Source organism: Pseudomonas syringae group sp. J254-4, assembly GCF_032586855.1.
GTDB lineage: Bacteria > Pseudomonadota > Gammaproteobacteria > Pseudomonadales > Pseudomonadaceae > Aquipseudomonas > Aquipseudomonas amygdali.
The window spans coordinates 17838-35587 of the sequence record NZ_JAWHOO010000008.1 but is presented as its reverse complement, the minus strand read 5'-3'; the positions used below and the strand labels follow the sequence as shown (position 1 = coordinate 35587).

Below are 17750 nucleotides of genomic sequence, written 5' to 3'. Positions count from 1 at the left end.
CATGGATGGCCCTGCATCAGGCAAGAGAGTGCTCCGAGATACAGTGCCCCTGGAAAACGTGCTTCTGGATAAACAGTCCCGGGATATTACCAGTGCCCTTCAAAGGTACTGCCCTTGACGGTGCGTGCCTGATAGTAGTCGGGCTCGGGGATTGATGGTGAGTGCTTGAATTTCAATAACCTGATCACGCTGGAGAGTTCTGCATGCACTACGTTAAAAACATGAAGTTGGCCGGGCTGTTGTTATTGGTTTTTCTGGTCACGGGGTGTGCCAGTCACGAGCCGTCGCCTTATTCAGGAATCGAGTCATCACTTGAAATGCGGCCCAACAAACAGGACAGCTCGGGTCGTATTCCCTTCAAGTACTCGACGTCAGTCAACTGGAACCAATACGATAAAGTAATGCTTGAACCTGTGGTGATCTACTCGGGAGCGGATGCGCAATTTTCAGACCTGGAGCGCAACGAAAAGACCGTCCTGGCCAACGACATGACAGTCAGGTTCTCTGAAGCCCTGGGCAAGCATTTCCGGTTCACCGACACACCTTCACGCGGGACAATGCGCATTCGCCTCACCCTGACCGGGGCCGAGACCACTGTTACCGGGCTGTCTACATTCTCCCGATTCGATATCGGCATGGGGTCATATAACCTCGTTCAGGCCTCCAGAGACCGTGAAGGTATGTTTACGGGGGCCGTCAGCTATGCCGTCGAGATCTACGATGCGTCCACTTCGCGGCTGCTGGAGTCCTATGTCACTCGGCAATATCCAAAGGTTTATGACATAAGCTCGACCTTCGGGCGTTTGTCGGCGGCGCAGGCGGGTATTTCCAGAGGCGCGGATGAGCTGATTGAGTTGTTGCTCTCAAAGTAAAGCAGCCTTGGGAAGCCCGGCCTGATAATCGGGTCTTCCTGTCAGTCAGACACCTGAGAAGTGAAAATGCTATTTTTGAATAATAAAATAAATATAAATCAAAAATAATAATATTAGCTTATGACCAAATAGAATTATATTTTCGAAATTGATTCCGTTATGTTTGGTTTCAACAGCCTACCCCTTACCTCGGATGGTACCAATCGTTATCAGGATTCTGCGCATCAGGCCGCCGTCGAGTGCGCCATGACCGAGGGATAAACCAGTCCCCTCAAGCAGAATCGTTGGAAGGGAGTTCAACGTATGTTGCCTGTTCAATCCTGCCACTGGCTTTATTCCTCTCGCCCTGCTGTTGACAGGCGCTGCGCGTCACTTCTGCCGCCAACCGGCTTCTCACCCCACCGCTAGCTCATCGCGCAGGTTTTACCTGCACAGCCTGAAACGTGCGTACCGCGCTGTCCCTACGACAGCAGGAACGCCCGACTTTGCGATTTGCATGCATGGCTTCAATGACGGCCATGTCTGGAGTGAATATGAAGCAAGCTTTACACCGTGCCCGAGCCTCGACTGCCGTGCTGGGCTACTGCCCGCTGGCGTTGGCGATAGGGAGCGTTTTGCTGTCAGGGACGATTCAGGCCGAGGAAAAAACCTCCGAGGATGAGCGTCGCACCTTGTCCACCGTGGTAGTTACCGGTAATCGCGGTGCCGAGCAGCGCACCGTGACCAGCAGCCCGGTGCCGATCGATGTGGTCAGTGCCAAACAATTACAGAGTACTGGCAAGCCCGGCCTGATGGAGGCATTGAGCGCGGTCATCCCATCTCTGACACTGCCGGAAAAAACCGGTTGGGACGCCAGCGGCATTGCCCGTGCGCCCAACTTGCGTGGTTTGAGTGCCGCCGAGGTGCTGGTGTTGGTCAATGGCAAACGCCGCCATACCAGCGCGACTCTTAATATCAACGGCATCAACACCGGCGCTGCGCCGGCAGACCTCGATCTGATCCCGATCAGCGCCATTGATCATGTCGAAGTGTTACGCGATGGCGCGGCGGCTCAATATGGCTCCGATGCCATTGCCGGGGTGATTAACGTCATCCTCAAGGCCGACACCAGCGGCACCTCGGTGACCAACGCCGGGCTCGGTTATGACGGCAAGAAGCAGACCGTGCAGCAAAGCCTCAATAAAGGCTTCGAGATTGGCGACGGCGGTATCGTGCAACTGGCGCTGGATGCCCGCAGCCAGAATGACGACAACAAGGCCAGCGCCAATGGCTACAGCTACGAACAAGCCTACGACCTGGCGGGCAAGTCCACGTATGGCGGTTACGGCACGCCGAAAACCAATCTGCTGACCCTGGGTTACAACGCCGAGCTGCCGATCGATGACAGTTTCAGTCTGTATTCCTTCACCACCTATTCGCGTCGCAAGGCCGAGCAGGGGCAGAATTTTCGCCTGCCGACCATTACCAATACGATCACCACCGGGCCCAATGGTTATCCGGCGGGATACACACCGACCTGGTACATCGACGAAGACGATTTTCAGGCTGCGTTTGGTGGCAAAGGCACGCTTGGTGAATGGGACTGGGATCTGTCCAGCACTTACGGGCGCAACGAGGCGGAGCAGGGCACCACGCATAACCAGAACCCGTCGCTGGGTGAGGCCACGCCCAACAGCTTCACATCAGGAACGTGGATTTCCACCGAGCTGACCACCAATCTGGACTTCAAGCGCGGCTTTGACATCGGCCTGCAAAAGCCCCTCGACGTGTCCTACGGCCTTGAACATCGACGCGACACGTATGAGGTGCAGGCGGGCGACTATGAATCCTATGCCAACGGTGGTTACTGCGTCGCACCGGGCAACTGTGCATCGTCAGGTGCGCAGGTCACCAACGGCATTTCGCCGGATGAAGAAAGCAGCGCCTCGCGCAACAGTGTCGCCAGTTATGTCGACGTAGGCTTCAACCCTGTGCCTGACTGGTATGTCGGCAGCGCACTGCGCTATGAACATTACAACCAAGGTGTGGGCGCGACCCGCAGCGGCAAGTTGACCACACGCTACGACTTCACCCCGCAGTTCGCCGTTCGCGCCACCGTCAGCAATGGCTTTCGTGCGCCATCCCTGGCCAACAGTCTGTTCAGTGCACGTTCGACCACTTACGGCGTGGTGGACGGCGTGTATCAGTCGATCAATTACGGCGTACTGCCGACCGGCTCGGGTGCCGCCAGAGCGTTGGGTGCCGAGGACCTCAAGCCGGAGCGCTCCACCAATTTCAGCCTCGGTTTCACCCTGACGCCTACCGATCAGTTGACCCTGACCGCCGATGCCTACGTGATCAATCTGCGTGACCGCATCACTCTGACCGGCACCCTGCTGGGTGATGAGGTCACTCAGGTGCTGCTCAACAACGGCATCGATTCGACGTCGGGCGGCCAGTATTTCATCAACGGTGCCGACACCCGCACCAAGGGGCTGGATCTGGTCAGCAACTACCGTCAGGACCTTGGGCAGTACGGGTCAGTGAAGTGGACAGCGGCGTTCAACTGGAACCAGACAAAGATCCTTAGCTACAAGGAATCCACCTCTATCCTCGGTACGTCCTATGAGCTGATGGACCGCGAGGCCCGCAATCTGATTACTGGCGTGCAGCCGCGTACCAAACTGATTCTGGGCGGCGACTGGAGCATCGAGCGCTTCAACCTGAACCTGGCGCTGACCCGTTACGGTTCCTACAAAGAGGTCAATTCCTCAGCCAATCGCGATCTGGATCGGGTGTACAGCGCCAAGTGGATCACCGATCTGGACCTCGGCTACAACCTCAGCAAAAACCTCAACGTTGCCATCGGCGCAAAGAACCTGTTCGACATCTATCCAAGGAAACAGGGGGTTCCCAGCAGCACCATGGTCAGCAGTTACGGCACCTATTCGCCCTACGGTTTTACCGGCGGTTACTACTACACCCGGCTGACTTACGCCTTTTAAGGCCAGCACCTGAAACCCCCCATTGAGTGCGAGGAACAAGCATGCCCACTGTCGCCAAACCCTATGACTTCATCGACGAGCCCAGCCGGTACCCGCTGCGCCAGAGCCGGGTAGCACAACCACCGATCAAGGCGTTGCAAGTAGTACCCGCCCGGCATCCCGGTCGCTGGGTGGGGTCGATATTCGCTGCACTGGTGCTGGTCGCCATCGTGCATTCGCTGGCGACCAATCCGCGCTGGGAGTGGGGCGTGTTCGGGCAATGGTTCTTCTCGCCGTCAGTGCTGCGCGGCCTGGCCCAGACGTTGCTGCTGACACTGCTCAGCACCGTGTTTGGCATCATTCTCGGCACGGCGCTGGCGCTGGCACGCCTGTCGGGCTCACCGCTGCTGGCGGCGCTGGCCTGGGGCTACATCTGGTTTTTCCGCTCGATGCCGGCGCTGCTGGTGTTGATCATTCTCTACAATTTCGCCTACCTGTACGACCACATCGTACTGGGTGTGCCGTTTACCGATCTGGTCTTCGCCGAATGGTCAACGGTCGACGTGCTCAGTCAATTCACCGTGGCGGTCCTGGGCTTGAGCCTGATGCAGGCGGCGTATACCGCAGAAATCATTCGTGGCGGGCTGATCGGTGTCGATGCTGGCCAGCATGAAGCCGCTGCAGCCCTTGGCTTGCCGGCTTCGCGTCGGGTTTTCCGCATCATTCTGCCCCAGGCACTGCGCTCGATCCTGCCTTCGGGCTTCAACGAAATCATCGGCCTGGTCAAAGGCACTTCCATTGTTTACGTGCTGGCCTTGCCAGAGCTGTTTTACACCGTGCAGGTCATCTACAACCGTACCCAGGCGGTGATTCCGCTGCTGATTGTTGCCACCGTCTGGTACCTGATCATCACCACGCTGTTGACCAGCGCGCAGTACTACGTCGAGCGACACTTTGCTCGTGGCACGGCGCGTGTTTTGCCGCCCACGCCCTTGCAGCGAGTGCGCGGCTGGTTGAAGGAGAAGCATCATGAGTGAAGCCTCTGCACCCGTGCGCGCAGGGCGCATTCAGATCCAGGGCGTGGGCAAACGCTTTGGCAGCCAGCAGGTGCTCAAGGACATTGACCTGAGCATTGAGCCGGGCAAGGTCACGGTGATTCTCGGGCCGTCCGGCTCGGGCAAGTCCACGCTGTTGCGCACCATCAACCACCTGGAAAAGATCGACAGCGGTTACATCACCATCGACGGCGACTACGTTGGTTATCGGCGTAAGGGTGATCTGCTCTATGAGCTCAAGGAGCGCGAAATCCTCAAGCGGCGCATCGAGGTCGGCTTCGTATTTCAGAATTTCAACCTGTTCCCGCACCTCACTGCCTGGGAAAACATTGCTGAAGCACCGTTGGCCCATAAACGCTGGAGCAAGGCCGAGGCGCAGGCAAGAGCAGGTGAACTGCTGGCCAGGGTTGGCCTGGCAGACAAAGTGGACGCTTACCCACGCCAGCTTTCCGGAGGCCAGCAACAGCGCGTCGCCATTGCGCGTGCGTTGGCGCTGGACCCCAAGGTGCTGCTGTTTGATGAACCTACCTCAGCCCTCGACCCCGAGCTGGTCGGCGAGGTGCTGGATGTCATCAAAGGGCTCACGCAACTGGGTGTCACGCTGGTGGTAGTGACCCACGAGATCGGCTTTGCCCGGGAAGTGGCGGATCACGTGGTGTTTCTGTGCGAGGGCCAGTTGATTGAGCAAGGGCCGCCGGAACAGGTTTTCCACCATCCCCGACACCCTCGCACCGCTGCCTTTCTCGGCAAGGTGCTGTGAATTTCCCGCTTTCAAGGAGTGATTGCTGATGCTAGTGAATACCGCCCGCGTAGCCCTGCTGACGATAGCCGTCAGCGTGGCGCAAAGTGCTTTTGCTTCCACCGCGCAACCGGTCGACCTCAGTCCTGACCGACAACGCATTCATGTACCGCGTAACGAAGCGGCCATTGCGCAGATCCCGGCGGGCTTCAAGTTTGCCCAGCCAGGCAAGTTCACCGTGGCCGTCTCCGGTGTGGCGGGGCCGCCCCTGGCGCTGCTGGCCAATGATGACAAGACCACCATCGGCAGCGAGGCCGACACCGCGCAACTGGTGGCGGACAGCCTGGGCCTGCAATTGAACGTGGTGCAGACCAGTTGGGAGGACTGGCCACTGGGCGTCAGTTCGGGCAAATACGACGCAGTCATCAGTAACGTCACCGTGACCGAAGCGCGCAAGAAACGCTTCGATTTCGCCACCTACCGCCAGGATGTCCTGGGCTTCTATGTCAAGACCAACAGCAAAATCAGTGAGATAAAACAGGCGTCGGACATCGCGGGGCTGAAGATCATCGTCGGCTCCGGCACCAATCAGGAAAAGGTCCTGTTGGCGTGGAACGAGGCTAACGAAAAGGCAGGTATCAAGCCTGCGCTGTTGCAGTATTTCGATGATCAGGCGGCTGCGCAGCTTGCCATTCAGTCGGGGCGCAGTGATGCGCTGTTCGGGCCCAATTCGGTGTATGCCTACTCGGCCGCCATCACCGGAGGCATCAAGCGGGTCGGCACGGTTAACGGCGGCTGGCCATTGCAGGCTGATATCGCAGTGACCACGCGCAAGGACAACGGTCTGGTCAAACCGATTCATACCGCCCTTGAAGGCGCGATTGCCGGCGGGCAGTACGAGCAAGTGTTGCAGCGCTGGGGCCTGGATGTGGAGCGCGTCGACAAGTCGCTGATCAACCCGCCCGGCTTACCGGATTGAGGCCTTCAAGGGAGCAAATGATATGGGACTGACACGACGTGAAGCACTTTCCAGCATTGCTGCGGTAGGTGGCGAAAAAGCCGTCAAGGACGCGCTTGCGGTACTGGGGCTGGGGCCTTCATCACACCGGCGGCCAAAACCTCTGAAACTCGGAAACGGGCTGGGGCAGGGCACTCGCGTACTGGTGCTGGGTGCCGGAATCGCCGGGCTGGTGACTGCGCTGGAATTGACGCGGGCAGGGTTTACTGTGCAAGTGCTGGAGGCCCGTGATCGAGTGGGCGGCCGCAACTGGACGTTGCGCAGCGGCGATCAGGTGGACTACAAGGACGGTCGCACGCAGACCGTGGGCTTTGATCCCGGGCTGTATTTCAATGCCGGGCCAGCGCGGATTCCCAGCCAGCACCGCACGCTGCTCGACTATTGCAGCGAGCTGGGGGTGCCGCTTGAAGTGCTGGTCAACAGCAGCCATGGCGCTCAGGTCCGCCCGGACCTGCAACAGCCCGCGTTCACTGTCGGCCAGGCTATCAACGATGCCCGCGGCCACCTCTCGGGTCTACTGGCCACGGCGGTGCAGCGCGATGCTCTGGACGATGTGTTGAGCGGCGAAGAGCGTCAGCGCCTGTTAGCGTTTTTGCAGGTGTATGGCGACCTCTCGCAGGAACTGGCTTATGAGGGCAGCCTGCGTTCCGGACATCAGGAGTCGCTCTCGCATCCGGGGGCATTGCCGACCAGTGCGCAGCCGGTAGGGCTGGAGCGCCTGCTACATCCCGAGCTGTGGGGCGCGCTGCTGCACACTGAGTTTCCCGAGTTCTCGGCGACCATGTTTCAGCCGGTCGGCGGTATGGACCGCATCACCGACGCCTTTTACCAGCGCCTCACCGAACAGGTGCAACTGGGCGCGCAGGTGCGCCAGATTCGTCAACTGGAAGACGGTGTGGCGGTCACCTATCACGACAGACACAGTGGCCGTGAACAGGTAGTACGCGCCGATTATCTGGTGTCGACCCTGCCGTTGCCGTTGCTGGCCAGGCTGGATACCGACTTCAGTAATCCGGTAAAGGCCGCTTTGCTGAGCACCCGCAACGATCAGGCGACCAAGGTGGCGTGGCAATCCCCGCGCTTCTGGGAAACCGATTACCGCACCTATGGCGGGTTGTCCTGGATCGACCATCCGGCGCGCCTGCTGTGGTACCCGAGCAATGACTTGAACACCCGCGATGGCCTGCTCGTCGCCGGTTACGTGACCGGGGAGGGTGCCGACGTGTTCGGCGCGAAACCGTTCGAGGCGCAATACGCAGCCTCCAGAGAGGCGGTCGAACTGCTGCATCCCGGTTACTCGCATCACTTGCGTAACCCCTTGGCCGTGTCCTGGGAGCAGATTCCTTACAGCGAAGGCCCGTGGCTGCAACGCGAACATTTCCCGGCCGACGCCAGCGCCTTGCTGGATGAACCTCATGGCCGGGTTTACTTCGCTGGCGACGGGCTGGTGCAGAGCGGCGTGGGTATCTGGCAGGAATCAGCCGCCAATTCGGCGCGCCATGTGGTCGGTCAACTGGCCGAGCGGGTCATCCAGCAACGGCAGACGGCGGCCCTCGCGGCGTCGTGAGCCTTTATCGCAGCATCAACATCCATTGGGGAGAGACACCATGAGCGACAGCATTCAACGCACCAGCGTCGGCGATTTTCCAATCTCGCAAACCGTGACCGTGCCTGCCTCGGCCAGCCTGGTGTTCATCAGCGGCACTTTACCCGACCTTGCCGACCCACACGCTCCCGCGGACACGCCTGCCGCCTATGGCAACACTGAAGTGCAAAGCGTTTCGGTGTTCAACAAACTGCGCAATATCCTCCGGCAACAGGATCTTGACCTGGGCGATATCGTGCAGTTACGAGTGTTTCTGGTGGGGGCCGAGGAAACCGGCGGCAAGCTTGATTTTGCGGGACTGCAGGCCGGTTACACGCAGTTTTTCGGCACCCCCGAGCAACCCTTGAAACCTGCGCGCACCGCTTCGCAGGTAGTGGCGCTGCCATTGCCCGGTGCGCTGATCGAGGTCGAAGCCATCGCGGCCAGACCCGCTTGATTCAGTGCCGTCAGTTGCTCGACTATCGCCGTGCGGCCCGGGTACTGACGTCCACCCACACCGCCAGCACCAGGATGCCGCCCTTGACGATCATCTGCCAGTAACTGTCGACGTCGAGCATGGACATGCCGTTATCGAGACTGGTGATGACCAGCGCGCCAAGCAGGGCACCGTAGACAGTGCCCGAGCCGCCGCGCATGGACGTGCCGCCGATAAAGCAGGCGGCAATGGCGTCCAGTTCGCCCATGTTGCCGGCCGAGGGCGAGCCTGCAGCAAGGCGTGCGGTATTGACCAGCCCGGCGAAGGCACACATGACGCCCATGATGCCGAAGATCCACAGTTTTACGGCCTGTACGTTGATGCCGGATAACCGCGTGGCTTCCATGTTGCTGCCCACCGCATAGACGCGACGTCCGAAAACCGTCTGGCTGGTGACATAACTGAACACACCGAGCAGGACCAGCAACAGCAACACCGGAACGGGGATTCCGTCGTAGCTGTTGAGCACATAGACAAACCCGCCCAACACAGCGCCGATCAATACCACGCGTAACACATCACGAATCATCGAGTGTGCCGCCAGCCCGTGCAGTGCTCTGTTGCGCCGTTGTTTCCAGGTCAGAAACAACGTCAGCGCCAACAACAGTACGCCAAGCCCTGTGCCGACAGAGTGCGGTAAATACCCTTGGCCAACGTAAACCAGCGAAGGCGATACCGGGGCGATGGTCGTACCACCGGTGATCCCCAGCAGAATGCCTCGAAAGGCCAACATACCGCCCAGCCCGACAATAAAGGAGGGAATGCGCAGGTAGGCCGTCATGTAGCCGTTGGCCAGGCCAATCATCAGCCCGCATAGCGCAACCACGCTCAGGTTTGCCAGCAGCGGCACGTGGTAGACCACATCGAGAATCGCCGCCAGGCCACCGAGCAGGCCCAGCAATGAACCCACCGACAGGTCGATCTCGCCACTGATGATCACCAGTACCATGCCACACGCCAGAATGCCGGTAATGGACATCTGCCGCAGCAGGTTGGAAAGGTTGCGCGGGGTCAGAAACCCGCCGTCGGTCTGCCAACTGAAGAACAGCCAGATCACCGCGATGGCAATCACCAGCGCAAGCATTTTGTAGCGGGTGAAGAACTGTTTGACCTGGTTCATCTATGCGGTCTTCCGGGCATTATTGTCAGGGGCATCGGGGTGGCTGAGGGCTGCGGCGAGTACCTGTTCCTGAGTCAGTTCATGGTTGATGAAGTCGCCGCGCAACTGGCCTTCGCCAATCACCAGCACACGGTCGGACACGCCCAGCACTTCGGCCAGCTCCGAGGAGACCATGATGATCGATACACCTTCGGCCGCCAGCGCGCCCATCAGCTTGTAGATCTCGTACTTGGCACCCACATCGACGCCGCGGGTGGGCTCGTCGAGAATCAGAACGCGCGGGCGGGTCAGCAGCATCTTCGCCAGCACGGCTTTCTGCTGATTGCCACCGGACAGGCTGGTGATCGGCAGGAACGGGCTGGCTGTCTTGAGGTGCATGCGCGAGATTTCCCGGTCGATGCTGCCCAGCTCGGCTTCGGCGTCGATGCGGGTCATTTTCGAGTAGCTGTCGAGGACCGCGAGGGTGATATTCTGACCAACGCCCAGGTCCGGAATAATGCCCTGACGCTTGCGGTCTTCAGGAACCATGCACAAGCCCGCGCGGATTGATTTGAGCGGCGTGCGTGTGTCGACAGGTTGGCCATCCAGCCACACTTCACCGGTATATCGGCCCGGGTAGGCACCGAACAGCGCGGACACCAGTTCGGTGCGACCTGCGCCGACCAGCCCGGCAATGCCGAGAATTTCCCCGCGCTTGAGAGCAAACGAAATGTCGTCGACCCGTTTGCGTCCGGGGTTATCGACGTCGTAACAGGTAATGTTTCGCGCCTCGAAAATCACCTCGCCGATCTCGTGGGGTTCGGTAGGGTAAAGGTTGCTCATTTCGCGACCGACCATCTGGGTGATGATCTTCGGGATGTCCATGTCCGACATGGCGGTGGTGGCGATATGCTTGCCATCGCGGATCACCGAAATGGTGTCGCACACGGCCGCCACTTCATCGAGTTTGTGCGAAATGTACACGCACGCAACGCCCTTGGCTTTCAGGTCACGAATGATGTCCAGCAGCACCTCGATTTCCGAGCGTGTCAGGGCCGAGGACGGCTCGTCGAGGATCAACAGGCGCGCCTTTTTGTTCAGTGCCTTGGCGATTTCCACCAGTTGCTGATAACCGCCGCCGTACTGGGAAACCGGCAGAGCCACGTTCATGTCTGGCACTTTGAGCTCGCGCATCAACACTTCGGCGCGGTGGATCATGGCCGGGTAGTTCATGCGCCCACCGGGGAGCGTCAGTTCATGACCCATGAAGATGTTTTCGGCCACCGACAGGTCAGGCACCAGCGTGAGTTCCTGATGAATGATGACGATCCCGGCTGCTTCCGTTTCGCTGATGGACTGCGCCTTGAGCGGCTGGCCGTCCCAGAGAATCTCGCCTTCCCAGGTGCCGTAGGGGTAAACCGCCGACAGCACCTTCATCAGCGTGGACTTGCCCGCGCCGTTTTCGCCGCACAGGCCGACGCACTCACCGGGCCGGACCTTGATGTCAATGCCGTTCAAGGCTTTGACGCCGTCAAAGGTTTTGACGATGCCGTTCATTTGCAACAGGTAGTCGGACATGGCACGGGCTCACACGGGGATTCATGGGCGTGCCTGAGCCTGCGCAGCCGTGCTGCACAGGCCCAGGCTTTCTATCGACTAATTATCGATAGCTCACTGGCCGCCCATCTGCGCCTTGGTGTAGAACCCGTCTTTCTCCAGCAGGTCGATGTTGTCCTTGGTCAACGGTGTCGGGGTTAGCAGGATGGTGTCGACTTTCTTGCTGCCATTGTCGTACTGCGCGGTAAAGGCAGGCTTCTCGTTGCGCACCAGTTGCACCGACAGTTTGGCGGCTTCGCTGGCAATCAGCTTCAGTGGCTTGTAGACGGTCATGGTCTGGGTGCCATCAATGACCCGCTTGACCGCCGCCAGGTCCGCATCCTGCCCCGAGATAGGCACTTTGCCGGCCAGTTTCTGTGCGGCCAGCGCCTGAATCGCGCCCCCGGCGGTGGCGTCGTTGGAAGCAACGATGCCATCGATCTTGTTGTTATTTCGGGTCAGGGCATTTTCAACAATGCTCAGGGCTTCCGTGGGGTTCCATTCCTTCACCCACTGTTGGCCGACGATTTTGATATCGCCCTTGTCGATGGCTGGCTGCAGCACCTTCATCTGACCTTCGCGCAGAATCTTGGCGTTGTTGTCAGTGGGGGCTCCGCCCAGCAAAAAGTAGTTGCCCTTGGGCGCTGCTTTCAGTACGCCGCCGGCCTGCATTTCGCCGACCTTTTCGTTATCGAAGGAGATGTAAGCGTCGATGTCGGCGTTGAGGATCAGCCGGTCATAAGACACCACTTTTATTCCGGCCTTCTTGGCTTCGGCAACGGCGTTGGTCAGCACGGTGGCGTTGAACGGCACGATGACAAGCACATCGACGCCGCGAGAGATGAGGTTTTCGATCTGCGATATCTGTTTCTGCTCGTTAGCATCCGCCGACTGTACGTAGACCTTGGCGTCCAGTTTCTCCGCTGCCGCAACGAAGTAATCACGGTCGCGTGACCAGCGTTCCAGACGCAGGTCATCGATGGAAAAACCGATTTTCGGGTGGGCGGAGTCGGCCATGACCGGCAGGGACAGCAAGGCCAGAGCGCTGGCAAGCAGCGTGCGTTTCAGGGTGTTCATAGGGTGCGTCCTTTTATTGTTGTTCGAAAGACACTTCATGATGTGCAGTGTAATGCCGGTGCAACTGTAGAACGTTGTCGGACGCCGCGGGCACAGATTTGTCGTAATAATGTCAATGCGGCGTCCGTTCTGCCTGGTTTCAGGAGTAGATAAAGCGGTTGACCACACCTTCCAGCAATTCCTGCCGACCGCTGACGGCTTGTGGGTTCAGTTCGTTGTCGAATGCATGGTTTGCAAGCGACTCGAGGCTGAATTCACCCGCCAGCAACGACTTTCCGAAAGGCTGCTGCCAGCCTGCGTAGCGCTGGTCCTTGAACTGCTGAAGCTTATCGTTTTGCACCATGGCCGCTGCGCGCTCCAGCGCCAGGGCGAGCACATCCATGGCGGCGACGTGGCCGTGAAACAGGTCGACTTCGTCGAGGCTCTGACGACGGACCTTGGAATCGAAATTGTAGCCGCCATTGGTGAAACCACCGGCCTTGAGAATCTCGTAGGTGGCGAGGGTCATCTCCTCGACGCTGTTGGGGAACTGGTCAGTGTCCCAGCCGTTCTGCGGGTCGCCGCGGTTGGCATCGATGCTGCCAAAGATCCCCAGCGAGACTGCTGTGGCAATTTCGTGGTGGAAGCTGTGCCCGGCCAGGGTCGCATGGTTGGCTTCGATGTTGACCTTGATCTCTTTTTCCAGGCCGTACTGCTGCAGAAAACCGAACACCGTGGCGCTGTCGTAATCGTACTGATGCTTGGTGGGCTCCTGTGGCTTGGGCTCGATCAGTAAGTCACCTTTGAAGCCGATCTTGTGTTTGTGCTCGACCACCATGCGCATGAAGCGGCCCAACTGCTCGCGCTCCTGCTTGAGGTCCGTATTGAGCAGGGTTTCGTAGCCTTCACGACCGCCCCACAGGACGTAGTTGGCCCCTTTGAGTCGCTGGGTGGCGTTCATGGCACTGAACACCTGAGTCGCGGCGTAGGCAAATACTTCAGGGTCCGGGTTGCTGGCGGCCCCTGCGGCAAAGCGCGGGTTGCTGAAACAGTTAGCGGTGCCCCACAGCAGCTTGATCCCGGTTTGCTCCTGATGACGCTCCAGCTGATCAATCATTTGCGCGAAGTTGTTGCGATACTCCTTGAGCGAGCTGCCTTCCGGCGCCACGTCGGTGTCGTGGAAACTGTAGTAATCAATGCCCAGCTTGGAAAAGAACTCAAACGCTGCCTCGGCCTTGCCGATAGCCAGCTCCATCGGGTCACCGGAACCTTGCCATGGGCGCTTGAAGGTGCCGACACCAAACATGTCGGCACCCGGCCAGACGAACGTGTGCCAGTAACAGGCCGCCATGCGCAAATGCTCGCGCATGGGTTTGCCGAGAATCAGTTTGTCGACATCGTAGTGGCGAAAGGCAAGGGGCGAGTCGCTGTCAGGGCCTTCATAGCGAACCTTGTCGACGGCGGGGAAGTACGGCATCTGCGTTTTCCTTATTGTTCTTGGCGATGCCTCGATACTAGCAACGGCCTTGGGCCTGCTGATTATGAAAATCGTCAACGCACAGTGCGATTTTGAGTATTGAGCTTGGTCCTTTACGGGCCTAGTCTGTGTTGAGCGACGTAGTGCTTATCGAATCGATATAAAAATCCGGCATAAAAATAATGAAAACCGTACCCCCCGTTCACCGCATTGCACTGTTGTTCAACGGCAGCAAGATCTATGACCGCGGCATCATCAGCGGCATCGGTAACTACCTCAGCAGTACCCGGGTGTCCTGGGATCTGTTCCTGGAGGAAGATTTTCTCTGTCGCCTGAAAGGCATCGAGCGCTGGCAGGGTGACGGGATCATTGCCGACTTCGACGACCCGCTGATTGGTGAGGCATTGGCCGGCATCAGGCTGCCGGTGGTGGCGGTAGGCGGTTCCTACCAGGATGAGCGCGCCTACCCGAAGGGAATCCCCTATGTCGCGACCGACAACCACGCCTTGATCAAGGCCGCCTACGAGCATTTGATAGTGGCCGGGCTGACCCGCTTTGCCTGCTTCAGTCTGCCTGAGGCTCAGGCCAATCGCTGGGCGCAGGAGCGCGAGCAGGCCTTTCGTCGACTGCTGCAGCGCGACGGCCTGCACGCCGAGGTCTATCGCGGCTTAGGCACCAGTGCACCGCTCTGGGACAGCGCTGTAGAACAGCAGATCGCCTGGCTGCAAAGCCTGCCCAAGCCGATCGGCATCATCGCGGTGACCGACGCCCGCGCCCGTCAGTTGCTACAGGCCTGCCTGACTGCCGGAATTGCTGTGCCCGAACAAGTGGCGCTGATCGGCATCGACAACGATCCGTTGACCAGAACCCTCACGCGGGTGCCGTTGAGCTCGGTGGTTCAAGGCACCGACACCATGGGCCGAACCGCCGCGCGCCTGCTGCACCAGATGCTGCACGGCATGCCGTCTTCGGGCACCCACATTCTGATACCGCCGGACGCTGTCAACGTACAGGCTTCGAGTCTGCATCAACCGTTGGGGGACCCCTATGTGATGCAGGCGTTGCTGTTTATCCGGCAGTACGCGTGCCAGGGTATCAAGACCGCGCAGGTAGCGGCTTATGTGGGCGTTTCGCGCTCGTCGCTGGAGGCGCACTTTCGCCGGGTGCGGGGCTGCAGCGTGCATGACGAGATCCTGCGTTTCAAACTGGCCGCTGCCGCACACGGGCTGCAAAACACTGACTGCGCAATTGCCGACATCGCCCGCGATTGTGGTTTCCGGTCGGCGCAATACCTGCACACGGTATTTCGCCGGGAATTTGGTTGCACGCCGCGAGAGTACCTGCAATGTGTCAATGCGGCAGTGCAATGCCCAGGTGCCTGAGAAGGTCAGGCAGCCACGACCCTTATCGTCCAGAAGTCGGTGGACAGATTTTCATCCAGCAGATAGCTGTAGGGCAGGGTGAAGTAGCCTTCCATGCCCCAGCCAGTACCCCATGAGTTGCGCAAGATGAAATGCTGATGGGCATCGTTGTAACCCACTGCCAACACGCAGTGCCCTCCGAGCATCTTTTCGTGAGGGCCCGGCATCGGGGCATGCCCGGTCTGGGCGACCTTCTTGCTTTCAAAGCTCTCGTAGACGGAAAAACCAATGACAAACGGATAACCTGCCGCCAGGCAGCCTTTCATCTGGTTGAGGTTTTGCGCAACTTTCTGGTAGGACACCGCTTTGTATTTTCTTGCGTCTTTGTAGCAGGCAGCCGGAGGTTTGACAGCGAACTTTTCAATGTCATAAGGCCACTCTTTTTCAGGGCAATCACCTTGCTCCGCTACACTTTTAATTCCGTGGCGTATCATCGCGCCGCTGTCCGAATCGACGGTATGCTCAATGACCCGTTCGTTGTAATAGATAAACAACCGCGAGGGCTCGAACGCCGGCGTCAGCTTTTGCTTCATGCGATCAAACTGAATCGCTCCGGCAATACCGTTCGCGGTACAACTGCCCAGTTGGCCCTGGTCGTATACGGGCGGGCAATGGTGGCGCAGATCAACCATGTGTGGAAGCGCCGCCAGCGCCGTTGTCGGCGCCGCATAAAGATGATCGCGATGATCAGGCAGATCGCGAATCCATCCATACTGTTTTACGGTATAGGTCATTTCGTATCTCCTTGTAAGACACTGTCAGAAAATTTGACAGCGCTCATGTAAACAGGTTTTTGGCAGGCGCGGATTAAACTTCGTTTAGTAAGTAGTGAACTATGAGTTGGCCGGGTGGATTCATTTGGCCAGTACTGTTAGTTGAGCAGCGGGCCATATTAACCAGTTTGTTAAATGGGCCTGCGGAATAGAATTACTGCTTTTTTTTGCGCTTGATACGAGCCAAAGCGCCTTATCGAAAGTGGCAAAACGATACTGCTTTATAGACGCTTATCCTAATCCTATAAGCGTACCGGTCGGTACATTTAAATTGACAGCATGCGATGTACGGGCTAAAAGATACACCTCGGTACAGTTATGGTCGAAGCGCAAATCGCCACATGCAAGATGAGGGGTAGAGGGATGGATACGATGCAACTGCATGAAATAATGACTGCTCACCTGCGTATCGATACGCCGCAAGCGCTTTGCAATCCTCAGCGGGGGCAGCGTAGCAGCGGTGAGGTACTGGGAGGCGAATTCAACGGCGATCGATTGCAGGGGCAGGTTCTTCCGGGAGGCAGCCTTTTTCTCGTGCCCCAGGATGACAACCTTGCACGATTCAGCCTGTACTACACCTTGCTGACTGACGACGGAATAAAGATAGATGTCGTCGGAGAAGGGCTCGTGGCCTTCGATGAAACGGACCGCGCGTCATTCGCCGAATCGCGCTGTCGGTGCACGTGCAGCAAACAGTTCAGCGTTCCTTCCGGCGCTCATGATTACCTGCAGAAAAACCTGTACGTCGGCAGATTAAATATAAAAGCCGGGGATGACCGCCTGCGTGTCAGTATTTATCAGGTTAACGAGATATAGAGAGCCTTCAAAGAAGCGCGTGGGTGTGAAAGCAAGTGTCAAGTGTGTTATCAAGGTATAAACCTTGTCGCTGACACTTGGCGGGTCGGCGTGATGGCGTTTAAATCATTTTTGCTGGTTATGTATATAACCAGAGACTGGTCAGTCTGACAGGGCGGCTTGCGTGCAGGCTGGGTTCAACCATTCTCAGTTTATCAGTCGGCTTTGAAGTGCTCGAAATTGTCCACCAATAAGCAATTCAAGCGTTACTTCCATGGGCGTGAGGACGGTCTGTCGCCCACGCCGGATATATGTCTGGTTCATTTGGTTGTGGCGTGACCGTTACTAGCTGGCAAAAAAGCTTAGTCCTTTGCCGATCGCGCATTCATAACTCACCGGATTGCCGACCTGCTGGTAGCCGGGAACACTCAGCGTCGTCATGCTGAATACGGCACTGCCATTAGAGCGTATCTGGTAGCGAATGAACTGCTCGATGGGCTTGTTATCGCGATCGAGGGTGAAGTGGCTGTCCGAGAACGCGAGGGTGCCGTCGGGAGTGATGCGGTAGGCATCAATGCGTTTGCCGCCTTTGGTTTTGGACGGCTCGGCACCCGCGACCGAGGACTTGCATTGCCCAAGATCAATCGCCACAGCTACCGACTCTCCGGTGTTCAACGCCTGGATGATAGCGGGGTAGCTGACCAGCGCGTCGCCAGCGTGAGCAGCACCGGGCAGTGCAAGGGCAAGTAATGCGGCAGCGTAATAATGTTTCATGGCAACTCCAGTAAGTCAGTCTGAAGGTTGA

15 protein-coding genes are annotated in these 17750 nt (G+C 58.3%); 9 read left to right on the top strand and 6 right to left on the bottom strand.

All coding sequences use genetic code 11. The features are described from left to right. Positions 1-203: 203 nt before the first annotated feature. From RYB09_RS12050 to RYB09_RS12020, 7 genes are all read left to right on the top strand, one after another. Positions 204-872, top strand: coding sequence for a DUF3313 domain-containing protein (locus tag RYB09_RS12050; RefSeq protein WP_316888600.1), 669 nt, complete (start codon positions 204-206; stop codon positions 870-872). 533 nt (positions 873-1405) lie between these two features. Beyond that, positions 1406-3856, top strand: coding sequence for a TonB-dependent receptor (locus RYB09_RS12045; RefSeq protein WP_316888598.1), 2451 nt, complete (start codon positions 1406-1408; stop codon positions 3854-3856). Positions 3857-3897: 41 nt separating this feature from the next. Next, on the top strand, positions 3898-4872 hold the full coding sequence (locus tag RYB09_RS12040; protein WP_316888596.1) for an amino acid ABC transporter permease: 975 nt from the start codon (positions 3898-3900) through the stop codon (positions 4870-4872). Beyond that, positions 4865-5650: an amino acid ABC transporter ATP-binding protein gene (locus RYB09_RS12035; protein ID WP_057401204.1), complete on the top strand. Its 786-nt coding sequence runs from the start codon at positions 4865-4867 to the stop codon at positions 5648-5650. Before RYB09_RS12040 ends, RYB09_RS12035 begins: the two co-directional genes overlap by 8 nt. 28 nt (positions 5651-5678) lie before the next feature. Further along, the gene (locus RYB09_RS12030; RefSeq protein ID WP_005733125.1) at positions 5679-6608 is read left to right on the top strand and encodes an ABC transporter substrate-binding protein; all 930 of its coding nucleotides are present in this window, start codon (positions 5679-5681) and stop codon (positions 6606-6608) included. Positions 6609-6630: 22 nt separating this feature from the next. After that, positions 6631-8214 carry a flavin monoamine oxidase family protein gene (locus RYB09_RS12025; protein WP_316888593.1) on the top strand — a complete coding sequence of 528 codons (1584 nt, stop codon included), beginning with the start codon at positions 6631-6633 and terminating at the stop codon, positions 8212-8214. Positions 8215-8254: 40 nt separating this feature from the next. Then, positions 8255-8689 (top strand): RidA family protein, encoded by a 435-nt coding sequence (locus RYB09_RS12020; RefSeq protein WP_316888591.1) that lies wholly within the window; start codon positions 8255-8257, stop codon positions 8687-8689. A gap of 22 nt (positions 8690-8711) precedes the next feature. On the opposite strand, the gene RYB09_RS12015 is transcribed toward RYB09_RS12020, so the two are convergent. The 4 genes from RYB09_RS12015 to xylA form a co-directional block, all read right to left on the bottom strand. After that, positions 8712-9848: a sugar ABC transporter permease gene (locus RYB09_RS12015; protein WP_058408103.1), complete on the bottom strand. Its 1137-nt coding sequence runs from the start codon at positions 9846-9848 to the stop codon at positions 8712-8714. Further along, on the bottom strand, positions 9849-11405 hold the full coding sequence (gene xylG, locus RYB09_RS12010) for a D-xylose ABC transporter ATP-binding protein (RefSeq protein WP_219169125.1): 1557 nt from the start codon (positions 11403-11405) through the stop codon (positions 9849-9851). It abuts the gene before it with no gap. 93 nt (positions 11406-11498) lie between these two features. Beyond that, the gene (xylF, locus tag RYB09_RS12005) at positions 11499-12500 is read right to left on the bottom strand and encodes a D-xylose ABC transporter substrate-binding protein (RefSeq protein WP_054077933.1); all 1002 of its coding nucleotides are present in this window, start codon (positions 12498-12500) and stop codon (positions 11499-11501) included. Positions 12501-12639: 139 nt separating this feature from the next. Then, on the bottom strand, positions 12640-13956 hold the full coding sequence (gene xylA / locus RYB09_RS12000; RefSeq protein WP_316888589.1) for a xylose isomerase: 1317 nt from the start codon (positions 13954-13956) through the stop codon (positions 12640-12642). Positions 13957-14138: 182 nt separating this feature from the next. On the opposite strand from xylA, the gene RYB09_RS11995 reads away from it, so the two are divergent. Then, positions 14139-15338: a XylR family transcriptional regulator gene (locus tag RYB09_RS11995; protein WP_316888587.1), complete on the top strand. Its 1200-nt coding sequence runs from the start codon at positions 14139-14141 to the stop codon at positions 15336-15338. Between the two features lie 5 nt (positions 15339-15343). Here the strand turns inward: RYB09_RS11995 and RYB09_RS11990 are convergent, their stop codons facing one another. Beyond that, positions 15344-16111, bottom strand: a complete 768-nt coding sequence (locus RYB09_RS11990; protein ID WP_005746440.1) for a C1 family peptidase — start codon at positions 16109-16111, stop codon at positions 15344-15346. A 402-nt stretch (positions 16112-16513) separates the two neighbouring features. Between RYB09_RS11990 and RYB09_RS11985 the strand changes: the two genes are divergently transcribed. Next, the gene (locus RYB09_RS11985; RefSeq protein WP_316888586.1) at positions 16514-16966 is read left to right on the top strand and encodes a DUF3237 family protein; all 453 of its coding nucleotides are present in this window, start codon (positions 16514-16516) and stop codon (positions 16964-16966) included. A 324-nt stretch (positions 16967-17290) separates the two neighbouring features. Here the strand turns inward: RYB09_RS11985 and RYB09_RS11980 are convergent, their stop codons facing one another. Beyond that, positions 17291-17719, bottom strand: a complete 429-nt coding sequence (locus RYB09_RS11980; protein ID WP_058402348.1) for a VirK family protein — start codon at positions 17717-17719, stop codon at positions 17291-17293. Positions 17720-17750 lie beyond the last annotated feature (31 nt).